At 36.9% G+C, this 22,563-nt stretch carries 19 protein-coding genes; 6 read left to right on the top strand and 13 right to left on the bottom strand.

Features of this window, described 5'->3' with window-relative positions; translation table 11 throughout:
- Positions 1 to 18: 18 nt before the first annotated feature.
- Together dat and Q5760_RS03910 are read right to left on the bottom strand one after the other, a co-directional pair.
- Positions 19 to 864, bottom strand: a complete 846-nt coding sequence (gene dat, locus Q5760_RS03915) for a D-amino-acid transaminase (RefSeq protein ID WP_428910941.1) — start codon at positions 862 to 864, stop codon at positions 19 to 21.
- Between the two features lie 313 nt (positions 865 to 1,177).
- Positions 1,178 to 3,892 carry a GTP-binding protein gene (locus Q5760_RS03910; protein WP_428910940.1) on the bottom strand — a complete coding sequence of 905 codons (2,715 nt, stop codon included), beginning with the start codon at positions 3,890 to 3,892 and terminating at the stop codon, positions 1,178 to 1,180.
- A 544-nt stretch (positions 3,893 to 4,436) separates the two neighbouring features.
- On the opposite strand from Q5760_RS03910, the gene Q5760_RS03905 reads away from it, so the two are divergent.
- The 3 genes from Q5760_RS03905 (at position 4,437) to Q5760_RS03895 (ending at position 7,922) form a co-directional block, all read left to right on the top strand.
- On the top strand, positions 4,437 to 6,101 hold the full coding sequence (locus Q5760_RS03905; protein ID WP_428910939.1) for a glutamine--tRNA ligase/YqeY domain fusion protein: 1,665 nt from the start codon (positions 4,437 to 4,439) through the stop codon (positions 6,099 to 6,101).
- A 297-nt stretch (positions 6,102 to 6,398) separates the two neighbouring features.
- Positions 6,399 to 7,349 carry a nuclease-related domain-containing protein gene (locus Q5760_RS03900; protein WP_428910938.1) on the top strand — a complete coding sequence of 317 codons (951 nt, stop codon included), beginning with the start codon at positions 6,399 to 6,401 and terminating at the stop codon, positions 7,347 to 7,349.
- A 69-nt stretch (positions 7,350 to 7,418) separates the two neighbouring features.
- The gene (locus tag Q5760_RS03895) at positions 7,419 to 7,922 is read left to right on the top strand and encodes a hypothetical protein (RefSeq protein WP_428910937.1); all 504 of its coding nucleotides are present in this window, start codon (positions 7,419 to 7,421) and stop codon (positions 7,920 to 7,922) included.
- 42 nt (positions 7,923 to 7,964) lie between these two features.
- Here Q5760_RS03895 and Q5760_RS03890 read toward each other — a convergent pair whose 3' ends face one another.
- The 10 genes from Q5760_RS03890 to Q5760_RS03845 form a co-directional block, all read right to left on the bottom strand.
- Positions 7,965 to 8,198, bottom strand: a complete 234-nt coding sequence (locus tag Q5760_RS03890) for an excisionase family DNA-binding protein (protein ID WP_428910936.1) — start codon at positions 8,196 to 8,198, stop codon at positions 7,965 to 7,967.
- Between the two features lie 12 nt (positions 8,199 to 8,210).
- Positions 8,211 to 8,567 carry a YbaN family protein gene (locus Q5760_RS03885; RefSeq protein WP_428912489.1) on the bottom strand — a complete coding sequence of 119 codons (357 nt, stop codon included), beginning with the start codon at positions 8,565 to 8,567 and terminating at the stop codon, positions 8,211 to 8,213.
- A gap of 219 nt (positions 8,568 to 8,786) precedes the next feature.
- Positions 8,787 to 9,818, bottom strand: a complete 1,032-nt coding sequence (gene dmpG / locus Q5760_RS03880; RefSeq protein ID WP_428910935.1) for a 4-hydroxy-2-oxovalerate aldolase — start codon at positions 9,816 to 9,818, stop codon at positions 8,787 to 8,789.
- A 24-nt stretch (positions 9,819 to 9,842) separates the two neighbouring features.
- Complete coding sequence (locus Q5760_RS03875; protein WP_428910934.1) at positions 9,843 to 10,727, bottom strand: acetaldehyde dehydrogenase (acetylating); 885 nt, start codon at positions 10,725 to 10,727, stop codon at positions 9,843 to 9,845.
- Positions 10,728 to 10,776: 49 nt separating this feature from the next.
- Positions 10,777 to 11,556, bottom strand: coding sequence for an IclR family transcriptional regulator (locus tag Q5760_RS03870; protein WP_428910933.1), 780 nt, complete (start codon positions 11,554 to 11,556; stop codon positions 10,777 to 10,779).
- A gap of 250 nt (positions 11,557 to 11,806) precedes the next feature.
- Positions 11,807 to 13,192, bottom strand: coding sequence for a protoporphyrinogen oxidase (gene hemG, locus Q5760_RS03865; protein WP_428910932.1), 1,386 nt, complete (start codon positions 13,190 to 13,192; stop codon positions 11,807 to 11,809).
- A gap of 425 nt (positions 13,193 to 13,617) precedes the next feature.
- A complete protein-coding gene (locus tag Q5760_RS03860) occupies positions 13,618 to 15,018 on the bottom strand; it encodes an IS110 family transposase (RefSeq protein WP_428910931.1) in 1,401 nt (466 codons plus the stop codon).
- Between the two features lie 162 nt (positions 15,019 to 15,180).
- Entirely contained in the window at positions 15,181 to 15,939 is a 759-nt protein-coding gene (locus Q5760_RS03855; protein ID WP_428910930.1) for an ABC transporter permease, read from the bottom strand.
- Entirely contained in the window at positions 15,936 to 16,688 is a 753-nt protein-coding gene (locus Q5760_RS03850) for a phosphate ABC transporter ATP-binding protein (RefSeq protein WP_428910929.1), read from the bottom strand. Before Q5760_RS03850 ends, Q5760_RS03855 begins: the two co-directional genes overlap by 4 nt.
- A gap of 62 nt (positions 16,689 to 16,750) precedes the next feature.
- A complete protein-coding gene (locus Q5760_RS03845; RefSeq protein WP_428910928.1) occupies positions 16,751 to 17,935 on the bottom strand; it encodes an LL-diaminopimelate aminotransferase in 1,185 nt (394 codons plus the stop codon).
- A gap of 216 nt (positions 17,936 to 18,151) precedes the next feature.
- Here Q5760_RS03845 and Q5760_RS03840 point away from each other — a divergent pair, with 216 nt between their 5' ends.
- Positions 18,152 to 18,853: a pirin family protein gene (locus Q5760_RS03840; protein WP_428910927.1), complete on the top strand. Its 702-nt coding sequence runs from the start codon at positions 18,152 to 18,154 to the stop codon at positions 18,851 to 18,853.
- A gap of 80 nt (positions 18,854 to 18,933) precedes the next feature.
- Here Q5760_RS03840 and Q5760_RS03835 read toward each other — a convergent pair whose 3' ends face one another.
- Positions 18,934 to 19,818 (bottom strand): selenium metabolism-associated LysR family transcriptional regulator, encoded by an 885-nt coding sequence (locus tag Q5760_RS03835; protein WP_428910926.1) that lies wholly within the window; start codon positions 19,816 to 19,818, stop codon positions 18,934 to 18,936.
- A gap of 216 nt (positions 19,819 to 20,034) precedes the next feature.
- Here Q5760_RS03835 and Q5760_RS03830 point away from each other — a divergent pair, with 216 nt between their 5' ends.
- Together Q5760_RS03830 and Q5760_RS03825 are read left to right on the top strand one after the other, a co-directional pair.
- Complete coding sequence (locus tag Q5760_RS03830) at positions 20,035 to 20,712, top strand: SIMPL domain-containing protein (RefSeq protein WP_428910925.1); 678 nt, start codon at positions 20,035 to 20,037, stop codon at positions 20,710 to 20,712.
- A gap of 120 nt (positions 20,713 to 20,832) precedes the next feature.
- Positions 20,833 to 22,518: a hypothetical protein gene (locus tag Q5760_RS03825; protein WP_428910924.1), complete on the top strand. Its 1,686-nt coding sequence runs from the start codon at positions 20,833 to 20,835 to the stop codon at positions 22,516 to 22,518.
- Positions 22,519 to 22,563: the final 45 nt, after the last annotated feature.

Raw genomic sequence — 22,563 nt, 5'->3', positions numbered from 1 at the left:
TTATTTTCCATCTCGACATTATCCTATTTCATTCATTATTTCTTGTATAAATAATCGATGTAGCCTCTTCGTTACCTTACCTGGGATTCCTGGACCAATTTTTACATTGTCCACTTTAACAATTGGAATAATCTCACCCGTAGTATTCGTGATAAAGACTTCGTCCGCATCTAGTAATTGATTTTTAGTAAACGACTTTTCTATGGAGTGGATATCATGCTTTTTACAGATTTGGATGACAACCCCACGTGTTACACCTTCTAAAATCCTCTTCGATAATGGAGTTGTATAGACGATACCATTTTTTACGATAAACACATTGGAACTAGAGCCTTCTGTTACCCATTCATCACGGTATAAAATCGCTTCAAAACAACCTTTTTCATTTGCCTTTTGTCTCGCTAATACATTCGGGAGAAGATTTAATGATTTAATGTAGCAGTTGGCCCAGCGTTCATCCTCATGAAAAATGACGTTTACCCCATTTTCATATAGGGCTGGATCTAGTGGAGTGATTTCTTTCACTGTCATTGAAATGGAGACTGGGACATCAGGAAAGATATGATTTCGTGTTGCTATCCCACGTGTAATCTGAAGATACACCGTACATTCTAAAAGCCCTGAAACTTTGATGGTATGAAGGATTAAGTCTATAAAATAGGATTTGTCATTTTCTAACGGAAGGTTAATGGCATTTGCACTATTGAACAATCGTTCGACATGCTCGTTCAACTTGAAAGGTTTGCCTTTATAAACACGAATCATCTCATAAACCCCGTCACCAAATTGATGACCTCTTTCTTCAATCGGAATCACTGGTTCGTCTAATGGAATATATTTACCATTAAAAAAGCCTAATCCCATTAAAATCTCCTCCTTCTCCATAATTTTATCTATGTAATGGCCCATTTATAATTGAAAGAAATACCACCATTATGTATATGGACAAATTAATGAAAAAGAACTTCGATATGAGATGTGACATAATGATTATGAATGATTAAGGTCAAGTTTCTCGATAGGATTCTCTTTTAGTAAAGAGAATTGACCGAAGTTTAGTGGAATTGAACCCAATCGAGGCTTATTTGAACCAAAATCCACCTTAATTGAACCAACAAGCTTTTTCACACATAAAAAACCCCGTTCTCAATTTTTGAGAACGGGATTAACGGCGAATCTACACATGCATTTTACTTTCTTTTTGGTTTAACCACTCATTCTGACGAAGTTTGACTTCAAAGAATGTAAGTGGATCACGATAGTATTCAGGGTTTGTTCTCATGAGCTTTAATTCTTCCTTCATGGAGTCAATTTCCTCGTTAGACTCCTCAACAGTCTTTTTCAAGATTGCTAACGGACTTCTAAAGAAAATCGCTACGTCGCGATCAAGCGACTTCTCAAATAATTCAAACTGCTGGAAGAACTTATTTGCAATAATGTTCGCAACTTCAACATAATCCTCAGATTCGATTAACTGTTTATATTTGTTATACAGCTTGGTTTTATTTTGACCAAGGCCACCGAGCAACTTCCCAGCGCTTTTTAGTAAAAATTGTGCGGGTGTTGAACGCATAAAGATATTCATATTTTCCCAGTGGATTCCGCTTGTCATCCGATCCGCATCTCTACGCCAATCATCGAGAACTTTAAAATCACATTCCAGCTTTAATTTTTCTTCTCCATAAAGTTCATTAAAGCTATCAGCCATTTCATTTATCGAAGATTGAACTTCATTAAAGATATTTGTACAGTCTTCAATCCAATTTTGAATAAACCCGTAATATTGCGGTAAAGCCGCATTTTCTAAGTAATTTAATACTTTTCGATTCATTTCATCATTTAATTCTTTATATAGATTCCCAAAATCACTATCTTCATTTATATATTCAGTCGAACCTTTTAGCAGATCTGGAATATGTTCCAGTAATTCTTTTCTCATGGCATCCTTCACATTGTTGTAGGATCTCGTCATGATACGAATCTTTTCAATTTCTTGATCTCCTACTTGATGGACCGCACCGCTCACTTTCGTCACCATGGCTTCATTCCATTTAATGCTATCCACTAACGAATTTTCTTTATCGATTCGTTGATTAATTAAATAAGAAATAATCATACGGATGTAATAAAGTAGATTAGTTGTTCTACCTAGAAGTCTTTCGCGCTTTTTAAATCCATCATTTAAAAAGTGACTTAGATCTCTCAGTTGGCTGTGTCGGTCATAATGTGGTGAGTAAGCAAATAGTTGAGCATTTTCAACATATGGACGAATTTTTGCCGCCGTATTACTAATGAGAATTCCAGCCTCTCTCTCGTCATACACAGAATCCATTTTATTTAATAGAAAATGAACTGGAGTATTCGGCTTTCTTTCGGTAATCTGCTTTAAGACTTCGATTTCCCTCTCATTTAATGGATTGTTTGCATTTAATACAAACAAAATTCCATCGGCTAAATGCACATGCTCTAAACAATCATCATTGTTATTAAAATCAGGTGTATGAATCAAGGAAATGTCATTTCGATTTAAAAAGTCATTTTCCAACTTAACATGATAAGAGCATTGGTATCGGAAGGATGGTTGCTCTTCCACTTGCTCAACTTGTAAAACTTCTGTTTCTGAAATTTCGTCAATTTCATCATGGTCGTTTGCGCTAAGCATGACCAATGATGGCTGATTTTCTGGTAGAACCTCTCCATTGATGACAGAATTGACAAAGGATGATTTGCCACTTTCATAGCTACCAACGAGTAAAAGCTGGTACTCTTCTATATCCATTAGAGAAGTCAGCATCCACTTAAGCGTTTGGGATGCTTGTAATTGCTGTTTACTTGCCCATGTTAAAATATCCTGAGCCAACTCGATTACGGTTTCAGTACTAGTAGTAGACTGTTCAAGATCTACTAAGTAATTTTCAGCTTTATAAACGGTTGCTGCTTCAATAGAACCATTGAAGATTTCCTCCCAAGAGAGAATCGCAGCCGAAACAGCCAGTACTCTAGAAGGATCACAGATTTTCAGCCAACTCTTTAATAATGGCGGAATAACCGTTTCTACTTCTTTCACTAAATAGTCGCCATTGATTAAAGCCAAATAAGAAGTCTCATACAATCTCGTTAATTCGCTCCATGCCTCAACGTTGTTCGATTCTAGGCTCGAAATTACTCCATTAATGACAAACACCCAATCCATGTGTTTCGGTGTTTCTATATAATTGTCCCAAAGGGCTGCCGCCAATTCTTCAAATCGTTCAGGATCCAATGTGGCGAGCAAGTTTATCCCTTTCGCAAAATAAACAGGCTCTTTGATAACGGTATGTCCTTTTTTTGCATACTGAATTAACGTATCAAACCATTTGACAGACTCTAACCTCGCTGCTTCATTCAGAGCTAATTCGATTGCACTTGACCAATCTTGTTGTTTTTCAAAATAGGCCTTTGCCACCATCGTAACGTTTGGATAATCAGGATTCATCGCAACCGTTTGTTTGATTTTTTGACTAGCGAGATCAAACTTATCACGTTCGATATAGAGAGAGAATAGTTGTAGATAAATCTCTGTTTTAAGTGTTAAATCCGTTGTATCTACACTGTGATACGTATCCTCTGCCATCGGTAGTAAACCTAACTCAAAATAAGCATCCGCAATATTTTTCTTCGCCCAGTCCTCTAATTTACCTTGAACACTTTGCCATTTAAAAATAGCCGTCTCAAAGTCCTTATAATCAAAATATATTTCTCCTTGGGCAAATCGAATCGCTGATAACTCTGGGATGTCTTTTTTAGATTCTTCCATAAAAGCCTCACCAAAGTATTGAATGGGCTCCTTTTCGGATTGTTCATCTAATAATGTTTCATAGTATATTTTTTTGATTAATTTCTCTTCATTCACTATTATCGTCCCCCAAGTAAAATTCACGCTACTATATATATGTAAATATTACTTCCTTCACTACTTCTTTTCCTTTATTTTAGTATAATATAAAAACACATTATGACGAACCATGTCGTTATGCTCACTTTCCCCTTTATCTGTCGGGCATTTAGACCCTTTTGTTCCGTCATAGCTGACAGTGAGCCTCCCGAACTTAAAATGCTAAAAAGTAACCTGTTTAAGGGTTGGCATCAACTACCAGTAAAGTTCCAGAAAATGAATAAAGACTAAAAAAGGCTTTGTGACAGTATTCTGCTACCCTTACTAACCAAAAGTGGAAAACTACCACTAATGAGCATTTCACTTTATTGTACCATTTTTGAGAATACTAGTTTAGTACGATTCGTTTTGTATAATGTCAACATATTTATGCTATTCAGGTTGTTTGATAATAGAACTGGTTATAATAATAAAATATATCTTAAATTGGTTTTAGTGTTGCTTTTAAATTTGCTATAATGGTGGTTAAGAACTGTACATAAAAGAAAGGCTGATTTCAGGGATGGAAAATAATTCGTCAAATTTTATTAAGACTATTATAAAAGAAGATTTAGAAACAGGAAAACATAATAAGATCGTTACCCGTTTTCCTCCTGAACCAAATGGCTATTTGCACATCGGTCATGCAAAGTCAATTGTAATTAACTTTGGACTAGCAGATGATTTTAAAGGAAAGACCAATCTTCGTTTTGATGACACCAATCCTACAAAAGAGGATCAAGAATATGTTGACTCTATTAAAGAAGATGTGAAGTGGCTCGGGTATGATTGGGATAATCTTTTTTATGCTTCCAATTATTTTGATGAAATGTATGATCGAGCTGTTTTGCTTATTAAAAAAGGGCTTGCTTATGTAGATGATTTAACAGCTGAACAAATTCGTGAATTCCGAGGTACTTTAACAGAGCCTGGAAAAGAAAGTCCTTATCGCAATCGTTCAGTAGAAGAGAATCTCGACCTTTTTGAACGGATGAAAAATGGTGAATTTGATAACGGCAGCAAGGTGCTACGTGCCAAAATTGATATGACTTCACCAAATTTAAACATGAGGGACCCGGTTATTTACCGTATTGCTCATGCCTCTCACCATAATACAGGAGATAAATGGTGTATTTATCCAATGTATGACTTTGCGCACCCATTAGAAGATGCTATTGAAGGAGTAACACACTCCATCTGTACAACTGAATTTGAAGATCATCGTCCACTTTATGACTGGGTCGTGGAAAATTGTGAAATGGAGAGTACGCCAAGACAATATGAATTTGGTCGCTTAAATTTAACCAATACTGTAATGAGTAAGCGAAAGCTCAAATTGCTTGTCGATGAAGGGTATGTTGATGGCTGGGATGACCCACGTATGCCAACCATTTCTGGTTTGAGACGCCGCGGTTACACACCTGAAGCAATTGTGAATTTTGTTAAAGAAACAGGTGTTTCAAAAACGTCTGGTATAGCCGATTCTGCGATGTTGGAGCACTTTGTTCGTGAGGATTTAAAATTAAAGGCTCCACGAACAATGGGAATCCTTCGTCCTTTAAAGGTTGTCATTACGAACTACCCAGAGGGTCAGGTCGAAATGCTTGATGCAGAAATTAACCCAGAAAATCCAGAAATGGGTACTAGACAAATTCCATTTTCACGAGAAATTTATATTGAGCAAGAGGACTTCATGGAAAATCCTCCGAAGAAATATTTCCGTCTTTTCCCTGGGAATGAGGTGCGTTTAAAACACGCCTATTTCATCAAATGTGAAGACGTCATCAAAGACAGCGAAGGTAATGTCGTTGAAATCCGTTGTACGTATGATCCTGAAACGAAGAGCGGTACAGGATTTACTGGGCGTAAGGTAAAAGGAACGATTCACTGGGTGGAAGCTAGCCAAGCGATACCAGCAGAGTTTCGTTTATACGAACCATTAATTCTAGACGAGGAATTAGCCGCTGCTGAAGAAGCTGGCGAGGAAACGACTTTCCTTGATCATGTGAATAAAAATTCTTTAGAGATTATTCAAGGTTTTGTGGAACCAAATATGAAAGATGTCAAACCACAAGACAAGTTCCAATTTTTCCGTCATGGCTATTTTAGTGTGGATCCAAAACTAACAACTACGGAAAAACCTGTCTTTAATTTGGTTGTTTCGTTGAAGAGTTCGTTTAAACTATAATTTTGATGTGACCTGATTCGATGAATCAGGTCTTTTTTTGTGGTTTTTAGGGTGAAAATAGGGATTGGTTCAAGAGAGGAGGATTTGGGTTCAATCCTATGCTGTTTTGGTTCAATTCCATGCTATTTTGGTTCAATTAGACCTTGATTTGGTTCAATTCTTTCAAAAGGAGGTTTTAAGAAACTATTCATTTCATAAAAGTTGTTATTTTTTCATACTTTGTTCATAAAATACGAGAGGATTTAATCAATTTTTCTAGAAATTATTCTAAAAATACAAAAAGAGGTGCAAACACACATGGAAAATGAAAGAAAACCACCATTGCGGCTACTTCAAGAGGAAGCCTTAGCAAGAAGATTACCAAAAAATCATCCGACACTCTCTAAAATCCAAAATAGTATTGCGAAAAGACGGGCAGGATATCGTGGTGAATTAAATACGGACTATCATCTGACCTTTCTACCACATAATCGCTACACCATTGTCCGAGATCTTTCTCTAACCAATCAATACTCCTTTCAAATTGATACTTTATTACTATCTCCCCAAATCATTTTTATCCTAGAAACCAAAAATATATATGGTGAATTATTTTTTGACAAATATTCAAATCAATTAATTCGAACGATTGAAGGTCACGAAGATGGGTTTACAAATCCTCGTGAACAGGCTGAACGTCAATCCTATCAATTTCAGAATTGGTTAAAAAGGTTTAGATTCCCAACAATTCCAATTGAATATTTTGCTACAATCAGCTACCCACAAAGTATCATGAAAACAAATGATGAAAAACTCTTTGAACGTGTGTTTCACACAGAACATATCGTTAAGAAAATCCTTCAGATGGAACAAAAATATTCCACACCAGTCACTGACAATAAAACCATACGTAAACTCTATAAAAAACTCTTAATGGAAAATAATCCCGAAAAAATGGATGTACTCTCCAAGTGGGGGATATCTCCTGACGAAATGATTCGAGGCGTTCAATGTCCTGAATGTGAGCAATTTCCAATGAAAAGAATCCACGGTGTCTGGTTTTGTACTTACTGTATGAATCAATCAAAAAAGGCGCATATTCAAGCAGTACAGGATTATTTCTTACTATTTAATTCTCCACTAACAAATAAAACATGTAGAGAATTTCTCCTTTTATCCTCAAGAAGAACCACTGTCCAAATTCTAAATTCGATGAATCTCATCAAAAATGGAACAACTAAAACTATATCCTATTCTGAAAACCGCTAAAACAGCTTGTGCATCAGGTATTCTTGGACTTCCAGTCTTCATACATTAAAATTATGGAGGTGGAAAGCTTTGAGAAAATGGCTGCTTGTTCCTGTTTTATTCCTCGCATTCATCCTTTCCGGTTGTTTCAGTGACCCCGTTCAAGAAGATCTTCTTGTTTATTTAAATGAAGACCTTGCTGAAATTTCCCATTTGGAAAATGAAGCGATCTCCGCTTACGAGAGCGTCACAGGTGCCAATTACACTGATGACTATATTCTCTATGAAACGATGCTGCTAGATGTCATCCCTACTTACCGGGATTTTCTTAACGAACTAGAGGCCATTACAGTCAAAACGGATGAAATACGAGAAGCTCATGAAATGTATATCGAAGCTGTTAATCTGCAAAACGATGCTTTTATAAAAATAGTGACAGCTTTAGAGGAGTATGACCGTGGCAAAATCGAAGAAGCGAATCAAATGTTAAGTGATGCCCGAAAGCTTATTCGTGATTACAACTATAAAATTGAAAGTTTAGCAGAAAAACATAATGTGGAATTATCCGATCCTGTTGATGGAGATGTACTTTAATCAAAAAAGGCTTAGAACCCTATAAATGTTCTAAGCCTTTTTCTAATCCTCGTCTTTGATATCACGATCTTCTGGAATTGGTTCACTATAATATTCTTGTAAAAACTCTTTATATTTCTCCATCTGACGTAAGTGCGTAGTAAATTGTTCTTTACTAAGAAGATATTCCCCTTTTCCATCAGGTACAGCGCGAATTTTTCCTTGTAAAATAAGCTTTTGGATCGTAGACTCTGGCAATGATAAATACTCAGCTGTTTCTTTCACTGTTAAATACATGGATACCCTCCACTAAACTTGATGCGACTCAATCGTTTTAATTTTCGTCATAAAATAATAATATTTATAAGCTACCACAACGATTAAAAGGATTTTTACCCAGATACTGTCTAAAATAAAAAATGGGATTGCAATCATTGCATCTGCGGTTAACAAGATGGTCCATTTCTGTTTTCTCGTCATAGCCCGATCCCTAACAAAATCTTCTAGGTATTTTTTATATAAATTCGTCCCTTTAAACCATCGATCAAATTTTTCGGACCCTTTTACAAAACAAAATGCTGCAAGGAGGAATAAGGGTGTAGTTGGCAATATCGGTAAAACAATTCCAATTATCCCCAATCCTACACATAAAAGTCCGATTAGTATGTAAACCCAGTTGATGATTGTTTTAATTTCTATTCTCTCCCCTCAAATTGATTGATTTTATACACTTCATTATAACGATTATACTAAAAAAAGTCCGTGAACAAAATTACACCAAATATAACGAAAAAGCAAGCAGGTTTACCTGCGTATAACAGGTAATCCTACTTGCTTTTCTATATGAACCCCTTTAAATAAACGATTTCCCCATCCCTAAGGAAATTATTTAGAAGCTACTGCGTTTTTCTCTTTAGCTAATTGAGCAGCAACGTCAATGATCATATCTTCTTGTCCGCCGACTACTTTGCGGTTACCAAGTTCGATTAAGATATCACGAGAGTCAACGCCGAATCTTTCAGCAGCACGTTTTGCGTGAAGCGCAAAGCTTGAGTATACGCCAGCATAACCAAGAGTTAAGCTGTCACGAGTGATTTCTTGTGGTACTTGTAGGATTGGTGCAACGATATCTTCGGCAACATCCATAATTTTAAAGAGATCTACACCCGTTTTGATTCCTAAACGTTCACAAACAGCGATAAGAACTTCCGTTTGAGTGTTACCCGCACCAGCACCTAGGCAACGAACACTACCATCAATACGAGTAGCACCGGCTTTAATAGCCGCTAGAGTGTTAGCCATCGCTAATGATAAGTTATTGTGGCCGTGGAAACCAATGTTTACATCTAAAGATTCTTTAAGAGCATGGATACGCTCAGTTACTTGATCTGGTACTAAGTAACCAGCAGAGTCAACTACGTATACAGAATCTGCTCCATAGCTTTCCATTAATTTCGCTTGTTCTACTAATTTTTCAACAGGAGCCATATGTGACATCATTAGGAATCCAACTGTTTCCATTCCTAATTCCTTTGCATAAGCAATATGTTGTGGAGCAACGTCAGCTTCTGTTACGTGAGTTGCAACACGAACCATTTTTGCACCTAGGTCCGCAGCTTGCTTTAATTCAGTTAATGTACCGATTCCTGGTAATAATAGAGCAGCAATTTTAGATTTCCCTTCAACCGCATCAACAGCTGCCTCAATTAATTCCATTTCGTCTGTTAATGAACGACCATACTGTAAAGAAGAACCTGCTAAACCGTCTCCGTGTGATACTTCAATGTAAGGAACGTTTGCATCAGCTAAGCCTTTAGCAATGTTTCTTACTTGTTCAACTGTATATTGGTGTTTAACCGCATGGCTTCCGTCACGTAATGCAACCTCTGTAATTAGAATATCTCTTTCATTTGTCATGTCTTATTTTCCCCTTTCTACAGCTTAAACTGTTTCTTTCTTAGCGTTTTTTGCAAACTCTTCAGCAACACGTACAGCAGCAGATGTCATGATATCAAGGTTACCTGAGTATTTAGGTAGGTAGTCACCAGCACCTTCGATTTCAATGAATACTGTTACTTTGTTTCCGTCAAAAATTGGTTCTGTACGTAAGTGATATCCTGGAACATAAGATTGAACTACTTTTTCCATTTCTAAAATGGATTCACGAATCTTTGCTTCGTCCATTTTTCCTTCTTCAACAAGTGCATAAACAGTGTCACGCATCATGATTGGTGGTTCAGCAGGGTTTAAGATAATAATTGCTTTCCCTTTCTTAGCTCCACCAACTACTTCAATTGCTTTAGAAGTTGTTTCTGTAAACTCATCAATATTTGCACGAGTACCAGGACCAGCACTTTTACTAGAAATAGTCGCAACGATTTCTGCATATTCAACTGGTGCTACTTTGTTGATCGCATGAACCATTGGAATAGTTGCCTGACCACCACAAGTGATCATATTGATATTGTCTTTATCTAAATGCTCTTCAATGTTTACTGCTGGAGATACATATGGTCCAACCGCAGCAGGTGTTAAGTCAATCATCTTGATTCCGCGTTCTTGCGCTACTTTATTGTTATAAAGATGTGCTTTTGCACTTGTTGCATCAAAAATGATGTCTGCTTCTAAGTTAGGATCTGCTAGGAATCCATCAATCCCAGTGTCAACGCCAGCGTAACCAGCTTCTCTTGCACGGCGTAAACCATCTGATTCAGGATCAATTCCAATAACCGCCGTTAATTCTAAGTATTCAGATCTACCTAATTTAATCATTAAGTCTGTACCAATATTACCTGAGCCAACAATTGCAGCTTTTAATTTTGCCAAAGTAATTCTCCTCCTAAATGTTCATATTTGATATCTTAATATGTTCTCATTAACGAGAATGAGGAACATCTTTGTAGCCTAACTTGCTAGAAATCTCTAAAGCAGCCTTTTTAACCCCATCAATGACAACCGGAAGTCTTTCTTCGGTTACTCTCATCTTCGGTGAAGCACAGCTAATCGAGGCGATCGCTTCTCCTTTGAAATTAAAGATTGGTGCGGCTACACACTTGAGACCGATTTCAATTTCCTCATCATCGACTGAATAACCAGTCAACTTAATTGATTCTAATTGTCGTTTAATCTCGTCCTTATCGGTGATCGTAAATTCTGTGAACGATTCCAATGGAACGGTATCTAGGATTCTATCAACCTCTTGCTCGGTTTGATAGGCAAGGATTGCCTTTCCCACTCCTGTACAATGAATCGGAGCTCTTTTTCCTACATGAGAATAGATCCTTAACGTTTGAGGTCCTTCTTCTTTTGCTACATAAATTAGTTCATCTTGTTGACGAACGACTAAGTGAACGGTTTCTTTTAGTTCTTCCACTAAATCCTTAATAACTGGGAGTGCAATATCCACAATATCAAGTTGTTCACTAATGTGATGACCTAGTTCAAATAATCGCAAACCTAATTTATATTTTAGGTTTTCAGGATTTTGTTGAAGGTATCCTCTGTGTTCAAGTGTTTTGATGAGTCCATGCGCAGTACTTTTTGAAATTTGAAGTTGCGCACTTATTTCTTTTACACTAAGTTCCGGACCATAGCGTAAAAATAACTCTAGGATATCAGCAGCTCTTTCTACGGATTGAATAAAACGTTCTGCCACGTCTGATCTCCTCTTTTGTTCGACATTATCGAATGTCGTTCGTATTTTTTAACTACACTTATATAATACCACTTTTATCTGTTTCGTCAATAAATTTTTATTTATCAGAAAGTTGATATATCGAAAAAATATTAAATAAAAGGCTGTTTCTAAAAACAAGCGTTTGTAAAAATGCTCTATCTTGTAGGGATCATCGAAACCCTTTCTCGAAACAGAAATTTTATTAACACTTGTTGAAACAGCCTTTTGATTAAAATTGTTGTATTATTTTTTTTGCTACGTTTTCTCCGTTTTCAATGCAATCCGGTATTCCAACTCCGTAATAAGAGGCTCCAGCCAACAAAATTCCAGGATAGCTTTCTTCCATAATCCCCTCCAAATTTCGAACGGTTGCTGGATGGGTAATTAAATAATTCGGCATGAGGTCCGTCCAATTTGTCACAACACTTACACTTGGTTCCATATTAATACCTAAACTTTTTTTCAAATCAACTTGGACAACCTGAAGCAATTCTTGCTCTGATAAATCCTTTAATGCACCAAAATAGGGATTGCTGCTTTTGTAAAATAACCGTACTAGTAGATTCCCTGAAGGCGAAGTGTGTTTCCACTTTCGACTTGTCCACGTACAGGCATCGCAAAAAACATCCTCACTCTTTGGTGTGATAAAACCAGTCCCGTTTAACGGGAGGATCTCATCCGAAACCTCGAAACCTATGTAAATGCTAATCATCGAACTATTTTTTAAATGGGAGAATTCTTCAATTAAAGCTGGATCCTGGAAAAAACGTTGTGACACTGTATGTGGAACACTTAAGATAATTTGATCCGACTCTATTGATTCTCCATTCTCGAAAGTGACACTATATTGATGATCCGTTTTTACAATATCACTGACTTTGGCGTTGGTCTTAATTTCTACATCTTCAAGCTTTTCTTTATATCCTTCAATCAATGAATGTAAACCATTTTTAAACGACAGAAATCGGTTGGTGCCATCGCTTTGATATTGATCCTTGTTTTCATGAAATCCTTTTATAATACTCCCATACTTCTCTTTATATTCTAAAAGATAGGGGAGGGTAGATTCAATCGTTAAATCCTGAAGATCTCCAGAATAAACACCCGAAAGGACCGGCGCAATTTGTTTCTCCACTAATTCTTTTCCTAAAAAATGTTCGAGAAATTCACCGACTGAGTCTTTTTTTGTAAATTTTTCATTCTTTGTGTAGAAATCCTTGAGAGCTTCTACTTTCCCTTCATTTGAAACAAGTGTACTCTTCGCCAAAGATTCAATACTCGCGGGAATTCCAAAGACAGAATCTTTTGGAATCGATTTCAATTCACCATCCGTAAAAAGATAAGATTGACCTGCATCATTATAGACGATCTCTGATTCCAGCCCTAGATCTTTAATAATGGGCATTTCTTTAATCTTACGGGTTACGATCGAATCAGCTCCTGTTTCCATCAAAAAGCTTCCCTCTTTTACTGTGCGGATTTTTCCACCAAGATGTGGCTCAGCTTCCGCAAGAATTAACCGAACATCTGCTCCATGTTCTTTTTTCCATTTTTGTAGGGTATACATCGCAGACAATCCAGTAATGCCACCGCCAACAACAAGTATCGTACGCACCCTAATCCCCCTCTACAACTCAATTACATTCATGAATAAAGTGTAACATACTTTTTTAAAATAAAGAGTGGTCTGACCCTATCAGGGACGCCCTTCGTCCCTGATAGGTGTCAGCGTACTATGTCAAATAGGAATTTTTGATTTTTATGCATAGGGAACACACCCTATGCATATTTTTTACAAAATTTTCCATAGGCAACTGACAGAAAACGCTATAAATGAATCTCTCATCTCGGATCTGAAAAAGAATCTTACCTTGCTTCAATTCTGCATGGATGCAACCTGGTTAGTTCAAACCCGTTATTAACGTACAATTCGCATTTACAGGACAAGGTAAATCATGCTGTCACTCGAGGTCGATTCGCCTCCGGCACCAATGTCGATTTTCCCTCGATCCCAGAAGAGAGATTCATTATTTTTTAACTTTAAGCGGCTAATACAATATTTAAATAAGTATTCATTTTGGTATAAAGTAATTTTTTCTTCACTTCATTAAACACTCGGTAGTCTGATTGTTTTGATTCATATGGCTTCCGATTTTTTAACATTGAAAAAGCAATTCTAATAAATTTGTTTCCCAAGGCTATAAACGCTTTTCGGGCATGTTTGCCCTTTGCTTTGAGCTTCTCATAATATGGTCGCAAGTCCTTATTGTGCTGCGCTAAACATTTACCTACTGTATAAACCATAAAGCGTAAATGCCTATTGCCCTGTTTAGAAATACGTCCATAATATCCTTGAGTTCCACCGGATTGAATTATTATTGGATTCGTTCCTGCTTTCTTTATAAGTTGTCCAGCGTTGTCATATTGAGAAATGTCACCTAATTCACTATAAAACTCAGCTGCTGTGACTACACCGATTCCTGGGACCGTTAATAAGAGCCTCCCATCAGTCTGAAGAAGTTCCTTTTCAATTTCCTTTTCGATAAGTTTTATATTTCCATTCAACCGTTTTAAATCTTGTATAGCTAACCGAAGAAGAAGCAATTCAGCCGAAACATCCTCTACCTGTTTTATAATTGAATTTCTAGCCACATAAAAAAGTTTTTGGATATGAGTTTCTTTTATTCTCAGCTTTTTTTCCTTAACAATCTCCCAAACTTTTTTCTCGCCTTGTTCTAACAAACTTGATGGATGTGGAAAATGTTCTATAAAAAATAAAGAAGATTGCCCCCAAAAGTCACTGAATATGAGTTTTTTCTTAGGTTTATTGTTCTCAATCTCCACAAACCCTTGAAAGTCTCTCCAAATGTGATCCATTAGCGTTCTAATCTGTATTCTAACTAAGGCACGTTTTTGAACCTCTCTTCTTCTTGCCCTAGTAAGTTTCATTAATTTACGATATGAACCTTCTGGAAGCTTATTTTCCATTCCTTTATTTTGAATTAAAGCATGGGCAATTGCATACAGATCCAAGTCATCTGTCTTACTCCAATTTAATGCACTGGCACGTTCCTCATATGTAGTAGCTGGGTTTATGATGGTAACTCCATAACCTCTTTTTCCTAACTCGTATACGATATCTTCATAGTAATGTGCTGTGGATTCCACTCCAATAAAAATTCGTTCTGCTTGAATTTCACTACGAGCTTCCTCTATTTTGGAACATAATAATTTCAATCCATCTTGATTAACTCCAAAGAAAAACGGCTTCTCCAATACATCCCCAAAGTAATTACATAATAAAGCCTTTTGAAAGAATTTAGCTGCATCAATGGCTACTATCAATACTTTTTCTAAATCAATGCCTCTTAATTGAGAACTAAATTGACTACCTTTCTTTCCTTGTATATTATTAATATTGTTATATTTTTTTAACCCCATCTACTTCATCCTCCATTTCGGAATATAAGATTGAGGTTTTCTGTCAGGTGCCTCTATTTTATAACATGAAGTATCTGGGGTCTTTTTTAATTTTCCGAAAGGAAAAACCTTTCGACATTATTATCTAATACACCAGGCACCTTCCATAAATTACCATCCCTTTTATTTCCATGCGGAGATATCGAGTTGTTGATTTTTATTAAATAGGCTCGGATAGATAAGGTATCCGAGAATAATGGCGGTAATGGATGCTGCCGACATAATGAGAAAAACAATTAACAGCTGGAATCGAACCGCTTGAATTGGGTCCGCCCCTGCAATAATTTGACCACTCATCATGCCAGGAAGCTGTACGAGACCGATCGTTTTCTGACTTTCAATCGTTGGAATTAGACTGGACTTGATCGATTGCTTCAAGATTGGATGAATAGCCTGTTTCACCGTACCTCCCAACGATAAGACGAGTTGGATTTCCTCTTTTCTCATCTCGACTTCTCCTTTAAGCCTATTTAAAAATAAATTCGCAATCACCATTGAATTTCCGATAATCATTCCGCTAATCGAAATGATATAAGACGGTTCAGGTGGAATAATGTCTAAACTTAATAAAAATCCTTGAGTAATGATTTCAACAATCGTAATCGTAATAAAAATTTTGCTAAACAAACCCGGGATTCCTTTCCCGCGCTTAGCCGCATTTTTTGCCGCAACAAAAATCATCACTAGAACCATGAGAATAACCGCAAACGGATTATCGAACCCAAATACGATTTTTAAAATATAACCGACAATCAGTAATTGAATCGTCGCCCGAATACTCGCAATCAAGAGATCGCGCCCTAGTCCTAACTTATAGGCATTGGAAAGAACTAAGGAAATAATCACAAAAACAAAACTTAGTAAAATCGCAGTAAGACTCATATATGTACCTTCTTCATTTCTAAAAATTCCTTTGTGAGCTCGTCGGATGGCTGACTAAAAAATTGTGATGTAGGTGCTGCTTCAATTAATCTACCGTCCATTAACAACCAAGTTTGATCTCCTACACGCTGGGCCTGAGAAAGGTCATGGGTTACCCAAAGGATCGTGGTGTTTCTTTCTCTGTTAATGCGCAAAATTAATTCTTCAACTTCATGGGCTGATATGGAATCCAGTGCAGATGTGACCTCATCTAACAATAGAATAGCCGGTTCATTCACTAGTGTTCGAGCCAGTGACAGTCTTTGCTTTTGCCCACCCGAAAGTTCTTTTGCTTCTCTTGATAAAAGATCAGCTGATAGTCCAACGTAATCCATATATTTTTGAGGATCTTCAAGCGATGTTCCTCTCAAAGTAGCCGGTAGCGATAAATTTTCAAGTGCTGTTCCCTGCATCATAGGCGCAGCCTGAAAAGCAATCCCTACTTTACGTCGAAGCTCTTGAATATCCCATTCTCTAATTTCCTTACCTTGAATACGAATCTCTCCCTCGTCAGGAGTTCGCAGCAAATTGCATAGCGAGATTAGCGTACTTTTTCCAGATCCTGAGGGTCCGATTAACGTTAAAATAGACCCTTTCTCAACGCTTCCACTGATTCCGTTCAGCACTTGAAGCGTTTCACCTTGTTGTTCAAACGTTTTTCCGACGTCGATAAATTCAATCTCTGGTGTTGTATTTTCCGATATCATCATTACTCTCTCTCTTCTCTTCTCTTTTCTTTTCTTTTATCATGCCCGATTCAATCTATCGTTTTTCATTGTCCGGGTGGGGAATTTTTTTCTAAAAAAGCATGAATACGCTCTGCTGCAGCCATTAATTTTTCAGCACGTTGAACAATCGCCATTCGTACATATCCCTCACCTTGAGCACCAAACGCATCTCCTGGCACTACCGCAACCCCTGCTTTTTCGATTAACTCAAAAGCGAATTCACGTGATTTCCAGCCAGCTGGGATCTTCGCCCAAACAAACATCGTTGCAGGTGACTTGTCCACCTTCCAACCTGCCTTTTCTAGACCCGACAGCAAAGCATTCCGTCGTTTTTCATACTCTATCACCTGTTCTGCTAAAACGTGATAATCCGAAGTTAATGCAGCCACAGCAGCCATCTGAATCGGATAAAATACTCCATAATCAATGTTGGATTTAAATGAAGCCAAAATACGGAGGACGTCCTTGTTCCCAACTGCAAATCCAATCCGGCATCCAGCCATATTAAAGGTTTTCGATAGCGAATTAAATTCAATCCCAACTTCTTTGGCACCCTCAATCGACATAAAGCTCAACTGAGGATTTTGATCCCAAATCAGCTCAGAGTAGGCAAAATCATGTACCACTAGTATGTGATGTTTTTTAGCAAATGCGACAACTTCCTCAAAAAATTCTTCATTTGCTAATGCTGTTACAGGATTGCCTGGATAACTGATGATCATCATCTTTGCTTTTTCTACTATTTCTTCAGGAATCTCATCTAATTTCGGTAAAAATTGATTTTCTGCGAGTAGCGGCATAGGATAAATGTTTCCACCTGCAATTTGAACTCCCTGTTCATAGATTGGATACCCTGGGTCTGGAACAAGAACATAATCACCTGGATCAATCATGGCCGTTGCCAAGTGGGCTAGCCCGTCTTGTGAACCCATCAACTGCAAGACTTCACCGTCAGGATTTAGCTCAACCCGGTATCTTTGTTTGTAAAAATGCTGTACAGCTCTATTAAACTCATCAATTCCTTTTAATGTATAACCATATTTAGTCGTATCTTTACTATATTTTACAAGAGTATCAATCACATAGCTTGGAGGCTCCATGTCAGGGCTCCCCACACTTAAATCAATGACATCCATCCCTGTACTTAAAGCTTCGTTCTTTCTATTTGCTAATTCGGTAAAAATACTAGTCGCCATATTCTCGACTTTTTTTGAAGCTAAAAATTTCATATCCTTCTACCTCATTTCTTGATGTTCGTGAAGTTTTGTGCATTCTTACAAAAATTTTACCATAATTAATGGAATTAGAAATTTTTAATTTAATCGTCTCCTCACTAATTTTGTTGACAACGGAGTAAAAACTCTAGTATAATTTATCTTGAATTAATAATATTTTAATTAAGATTAATTAACGAAGCGAACTTTATTATATAAGGAGAGAGTTATATGTTAAGAAAAATTGACCATCGTCAAATGGGAAAAAGTAATCAAGGTTGGCTGCAAAGCATTTTTCATTTTTCATTTGCGGAGTATTATAACCCTGAAAATATTAATTTTGGTGTGTTACGAGTGATTAACGACGACCAAATTGCACCCGGGACAGGATTTGGCACCCATCCGCACCGAGATATGGAAATCATCTCCTATGTGGTTGACGGTACGTTGACACATGCGGACAGCATGGGTAACCAAAGAGCGGTTTCACGTGGACATATTCAATATATGAGTGCAGGAACTGGTGTGCTTCATAGTGAACACAATCGCACTACAGACCCATTAAGAATGTTACAGATTTGGATTTTCCCAGACAAGCAAGGATATACCCCTAATTATGGAGATTTCCTATTTGATTGGGAAGAAAGACAAAATAACTGGCTTCATATGGTATCAAATAAAAGCGGAAATGCTCCAGTAAAGATTAATCAAGATGTGAACTTTTATTCTCTTGAACTTGAAAAAGGAAAAGAAATCGACTTCCCGGTTAGTCCTGGTCGTCAAGCCTACCTCGTGCAAATTGAAGGAAAATCAACGATTAACGATCTTTCATTAGAAGCTAGGGATGCTTTGGAAACTGTCGAAGAATCTATTGAGATTAAAGCGGATGAAACTTCTCACTTTTTAGTGATTGAAATGCAGAAAGAAGCTTAGAATTTGCTATATTAAAAGGGAACAACCCCGCAGGTTCGTTCCCTTTTTTCTAGTAATCTTATTTAAACCACTAAATTTACTTATACTAAATCCGGCGCCTCTTCAATAAATCTCTTTGATACCAATGATTGGGTTCGATTAATATGGTAAGTTAGATAAAAATACCTTTCGGTTGTGAAATTCTCGAGGGTATACATATTAATTTGTTTCATTTTCGCATGTTCTTTTGCTGCAATTTCAGACATAATCGAAACCCCGATCCCCTCTATTACAAACTGAATCACACTTTCACTACTATCTGCATATGCAACTACATTCAACTTTTCTTTTGTTAGTTGATTCTGTTTGAGATAACGCTCCACCATGGCATTTGTTCCCGAATTTGAATTTCGCATAATGATTGGATATTCCATAACATCGTTTAGTTGAATAGGGCTTGATAACTCCATTTCCTTCGGAGTGATTAATACCAATTGTTCTTTCAAGAGAGGAATAAACCGCAGCTTATCATTTGCATATTTTTCACCTAAAATTCCAAAATCTACAGTTCCATTTAGTACCATTTCAGATACACCTTTTGAAGATGTCTGTTCTATGTAAAATGTTACCTCATGATTTTCTTTTCTAAAATTCTTAACCATTCTTGGAATCATAAATTGTCCTGGGACCGAACTAGCGGCAATCCGTATATTGCCTTTCATATTCCTCATGCCCTCATTCAAATCAAGCAATGCTTCATCTTTTAATTGCAATAATTTCTGCGCCCATTTATATAAACGTTCCCCGTACGGTGTTAGGATACTTTCACGACCAACACGATCAAAAAGAGTCATTCCTAAGGATTTTTCTAGTGAATGAATATGAGAGCTTACCGTTGATTGGCTTAAGTAAATATCATCTGCTGCTTTCGAAAAACTTTTATGTTCGACGACTTTCGTAAAAATATAGAGTTGATGTAAATCCATTATTTGTCATACCCCTCAAATGAATAGGTCGCTCATCCCCAAAGATTAGATAATATCCTATCGTAATTATAGATTTATTGTATAGAATATTACCTTTAAATTCAAATTGAACATGCATAGTGAATCTTCCCTTACCATATAGTCTGATGAAGATACCCATTTAAAGGGAAACTTCCATTAATGGGGAGTGAAGACAGATAAAAAGAGGCGATGATCATGTATTATCAGCAAGCTCTTCCATTTCATCGGACTAATCAGCATGCTCGAGCTAATACTTTAACCGTTACAGGTGAGGGGATTATTCTGGTTAGACCTGACCAAGCAAAAATTACCCTTGGAATCGTAACACAAAACATGGATGTTCAGAGGGCACAGAAAGAAAATGCCTCCATTTCCAACACCGTTATTAATGCATTGAAGGAACTAGGCATTGATGCTTCCGACATTCGAACTGCTCAATATACGATATATCCTCGTTATGACTATGTAGAAGGAAAATCGATCTTAAGAGGATATGAAGTCGAACACTTTCTAGAGGTACTTGTTAAAAACCTCGACCTGATTGGAAGTGTATACGAAACCGCTATTCGCAATGGGGTAAATCGAAGCGGCAGCATTCAATTGATGGTATCAAATCAAGAATTATTCTATCAAGAAGCTTTAAAAAGAGCTCTCCAAAATGCACTTGAAAAAGCAAGCGTAATCTCACAAACGATTGGTGTCAGATTAAATAGAATCCCGCTTAAAATAACCGAGCAAAGTCAACCACAGGAAAGAATAACTAGAGTTCTAGCTGCACAATCCCAATCCTTACAAGCACAAGAAGTACCACCCATCCAAACAGGAGAAAATACCATCCAAGCAAATGTCCATGTTGTATACGCATACGATTGAAGTAATACCAAAAAATGTAAGGTGCCTGGCACCTTACATTTTTTTACAATTTTTTAATGAATCTTTTGACCTACCCTTTTCGTAGAGTAATAGTATGAATATGTTCAAGGAGGTTTGTGAATGGGAAATATTTTTATATTTTCGTTGATAGCCGGTTTGGCATCAACATTATTACTAATTCCTTTTACACCTAAACAGGAAAAGTCTGGTGAAAAAGGAAAGTCAACTTCGAAGATTGGATTACTCATCTCTACCGCTATTATCTTCATTTTATTCTTTTTTGGTTTCTATTATTTAACGAGTTTAGATCAGAACTTTACGTCATTATGGATTTTTGCCGTTATTGTTACTGCATTTGGGGCATTTCTATCAACTGGAAAAGAAAGAATGATTAAAGCAGTCCTTTGTTTAGCAAGTCTAGTCATGAGCATTTACTTCCTTACTGCTTTTATTTTTAACGCGGATGAAAAATATCAAATCGCGAGCATGACGGAAAAAACAGAAATTGAAATGTTTGATGAGAAAGAAACTCCCGCTAGTGTACCCCCACAATTTGCTCGTAATAAAATGAAAAAAGCTTTCGGACAAGTTCCGAATACGAGTTATTATGAACTGGGCAACTTGCAGATTCAAAAAGTGAATGGGGAATTTGTTTATATTGCTCCTGTTGAATTCTCAGGATTTTTCAAATGGCTCAACGGGGATGTAACGCCTGGTTATTTTACAATTAGTGCAACTGACTCCACCGCAAATCCAAAATTTATTAAAGAAGAGATGGCGTATACCCCATCCTCTTACTTTAATAAAAAATTAGAACGGCATATGCGTTTACAATTTCCAAAGTTTATCTTTTATGGGGAGCCACAATTAGAGATTGATGAAGATGGAAAACCTTATTATATTCGTTCTTATGGTGACTTTATTTCAGCTCGAAACGGATTTGAAGTGAAAGGGATTGTAATGGTAGACCCCAAAAATGGTGCTACGCAGAAGTTTAATTTAGCTGATGTACCTGATTTTATTGACGGAGCTGTATCACCTGAAGCCGTTAGTTTACAAAACAGTTATTTTGGAAACTATATACATGGTTTTTGGAATAGCAAATTTGGAAAATCAGATGTCAAACTACCATCAGATGAAGGAACTGAAGCAAACGTCAGTCCGATTTTTGACGAAAATGGAGTCATGTACTATTTCACAGATTTCACAAGTCCTAAAGAAGGTGTCGATTCGATGCTTGGTTATTCATTAACCAATTCACGAACAGGAGAAGCAACTTATTATACAGGAAATTTACAAGAATCATATATGGATTCCCAAGGTGCATTAGATATTATTGAGAAAAAATTCATTGAGAAAAAATGGGAAGGAAAAATGCCGATTCTTTATAACTTCTATGGGGAAGCGAGCTGGCTGACTCCTGTATTGGATGCTAATGGATTTTTGCAAAACTATTTCATTGTATCGGCGGCCAATCCAGAAATATCTGCCTTTGCAGGAACGCCAAACGAGGCCTTAAGACAATATAAAACCGTTCTACAACGTGGTGGTGGAACGGTCGATGGTAGCTCAAAGGCTGAAGAAAAAGAAGTAAGCGGCACAGTAGTCCGTGTCTACAAGGAAAAGTCTGGTGATTTTACACTCATTTCATTTTTGCTAGATAGCGGTCAAAACTTTATTGTTTCTTCTGAAAAAGTACCATTGGCGATTTATTTACTTCCGGGTGATGTAGTGAATATGACTTACATGGACACAGGAGAACAATTTTTACCAGCAAATGAAATAGCGATTCAAGATTTAGAATAGGGATTTGAAAGGATGAAACTCGGTTTTGAGATTCATCCTTTTTTC

This window comes from Niallia sp. Kr1 (genome assembly GCF_050389805.1).
Lineage (GTDB): Bacteria > Bacillota > Bacilli > Bacillales > Cytobacillaceae > Bacillus_BD.
The sequence above is the reverse complement of the archived record's forward strand: the minus strand, read 5'-3'. Positions and strand labels throughout refer to the sequence as shown.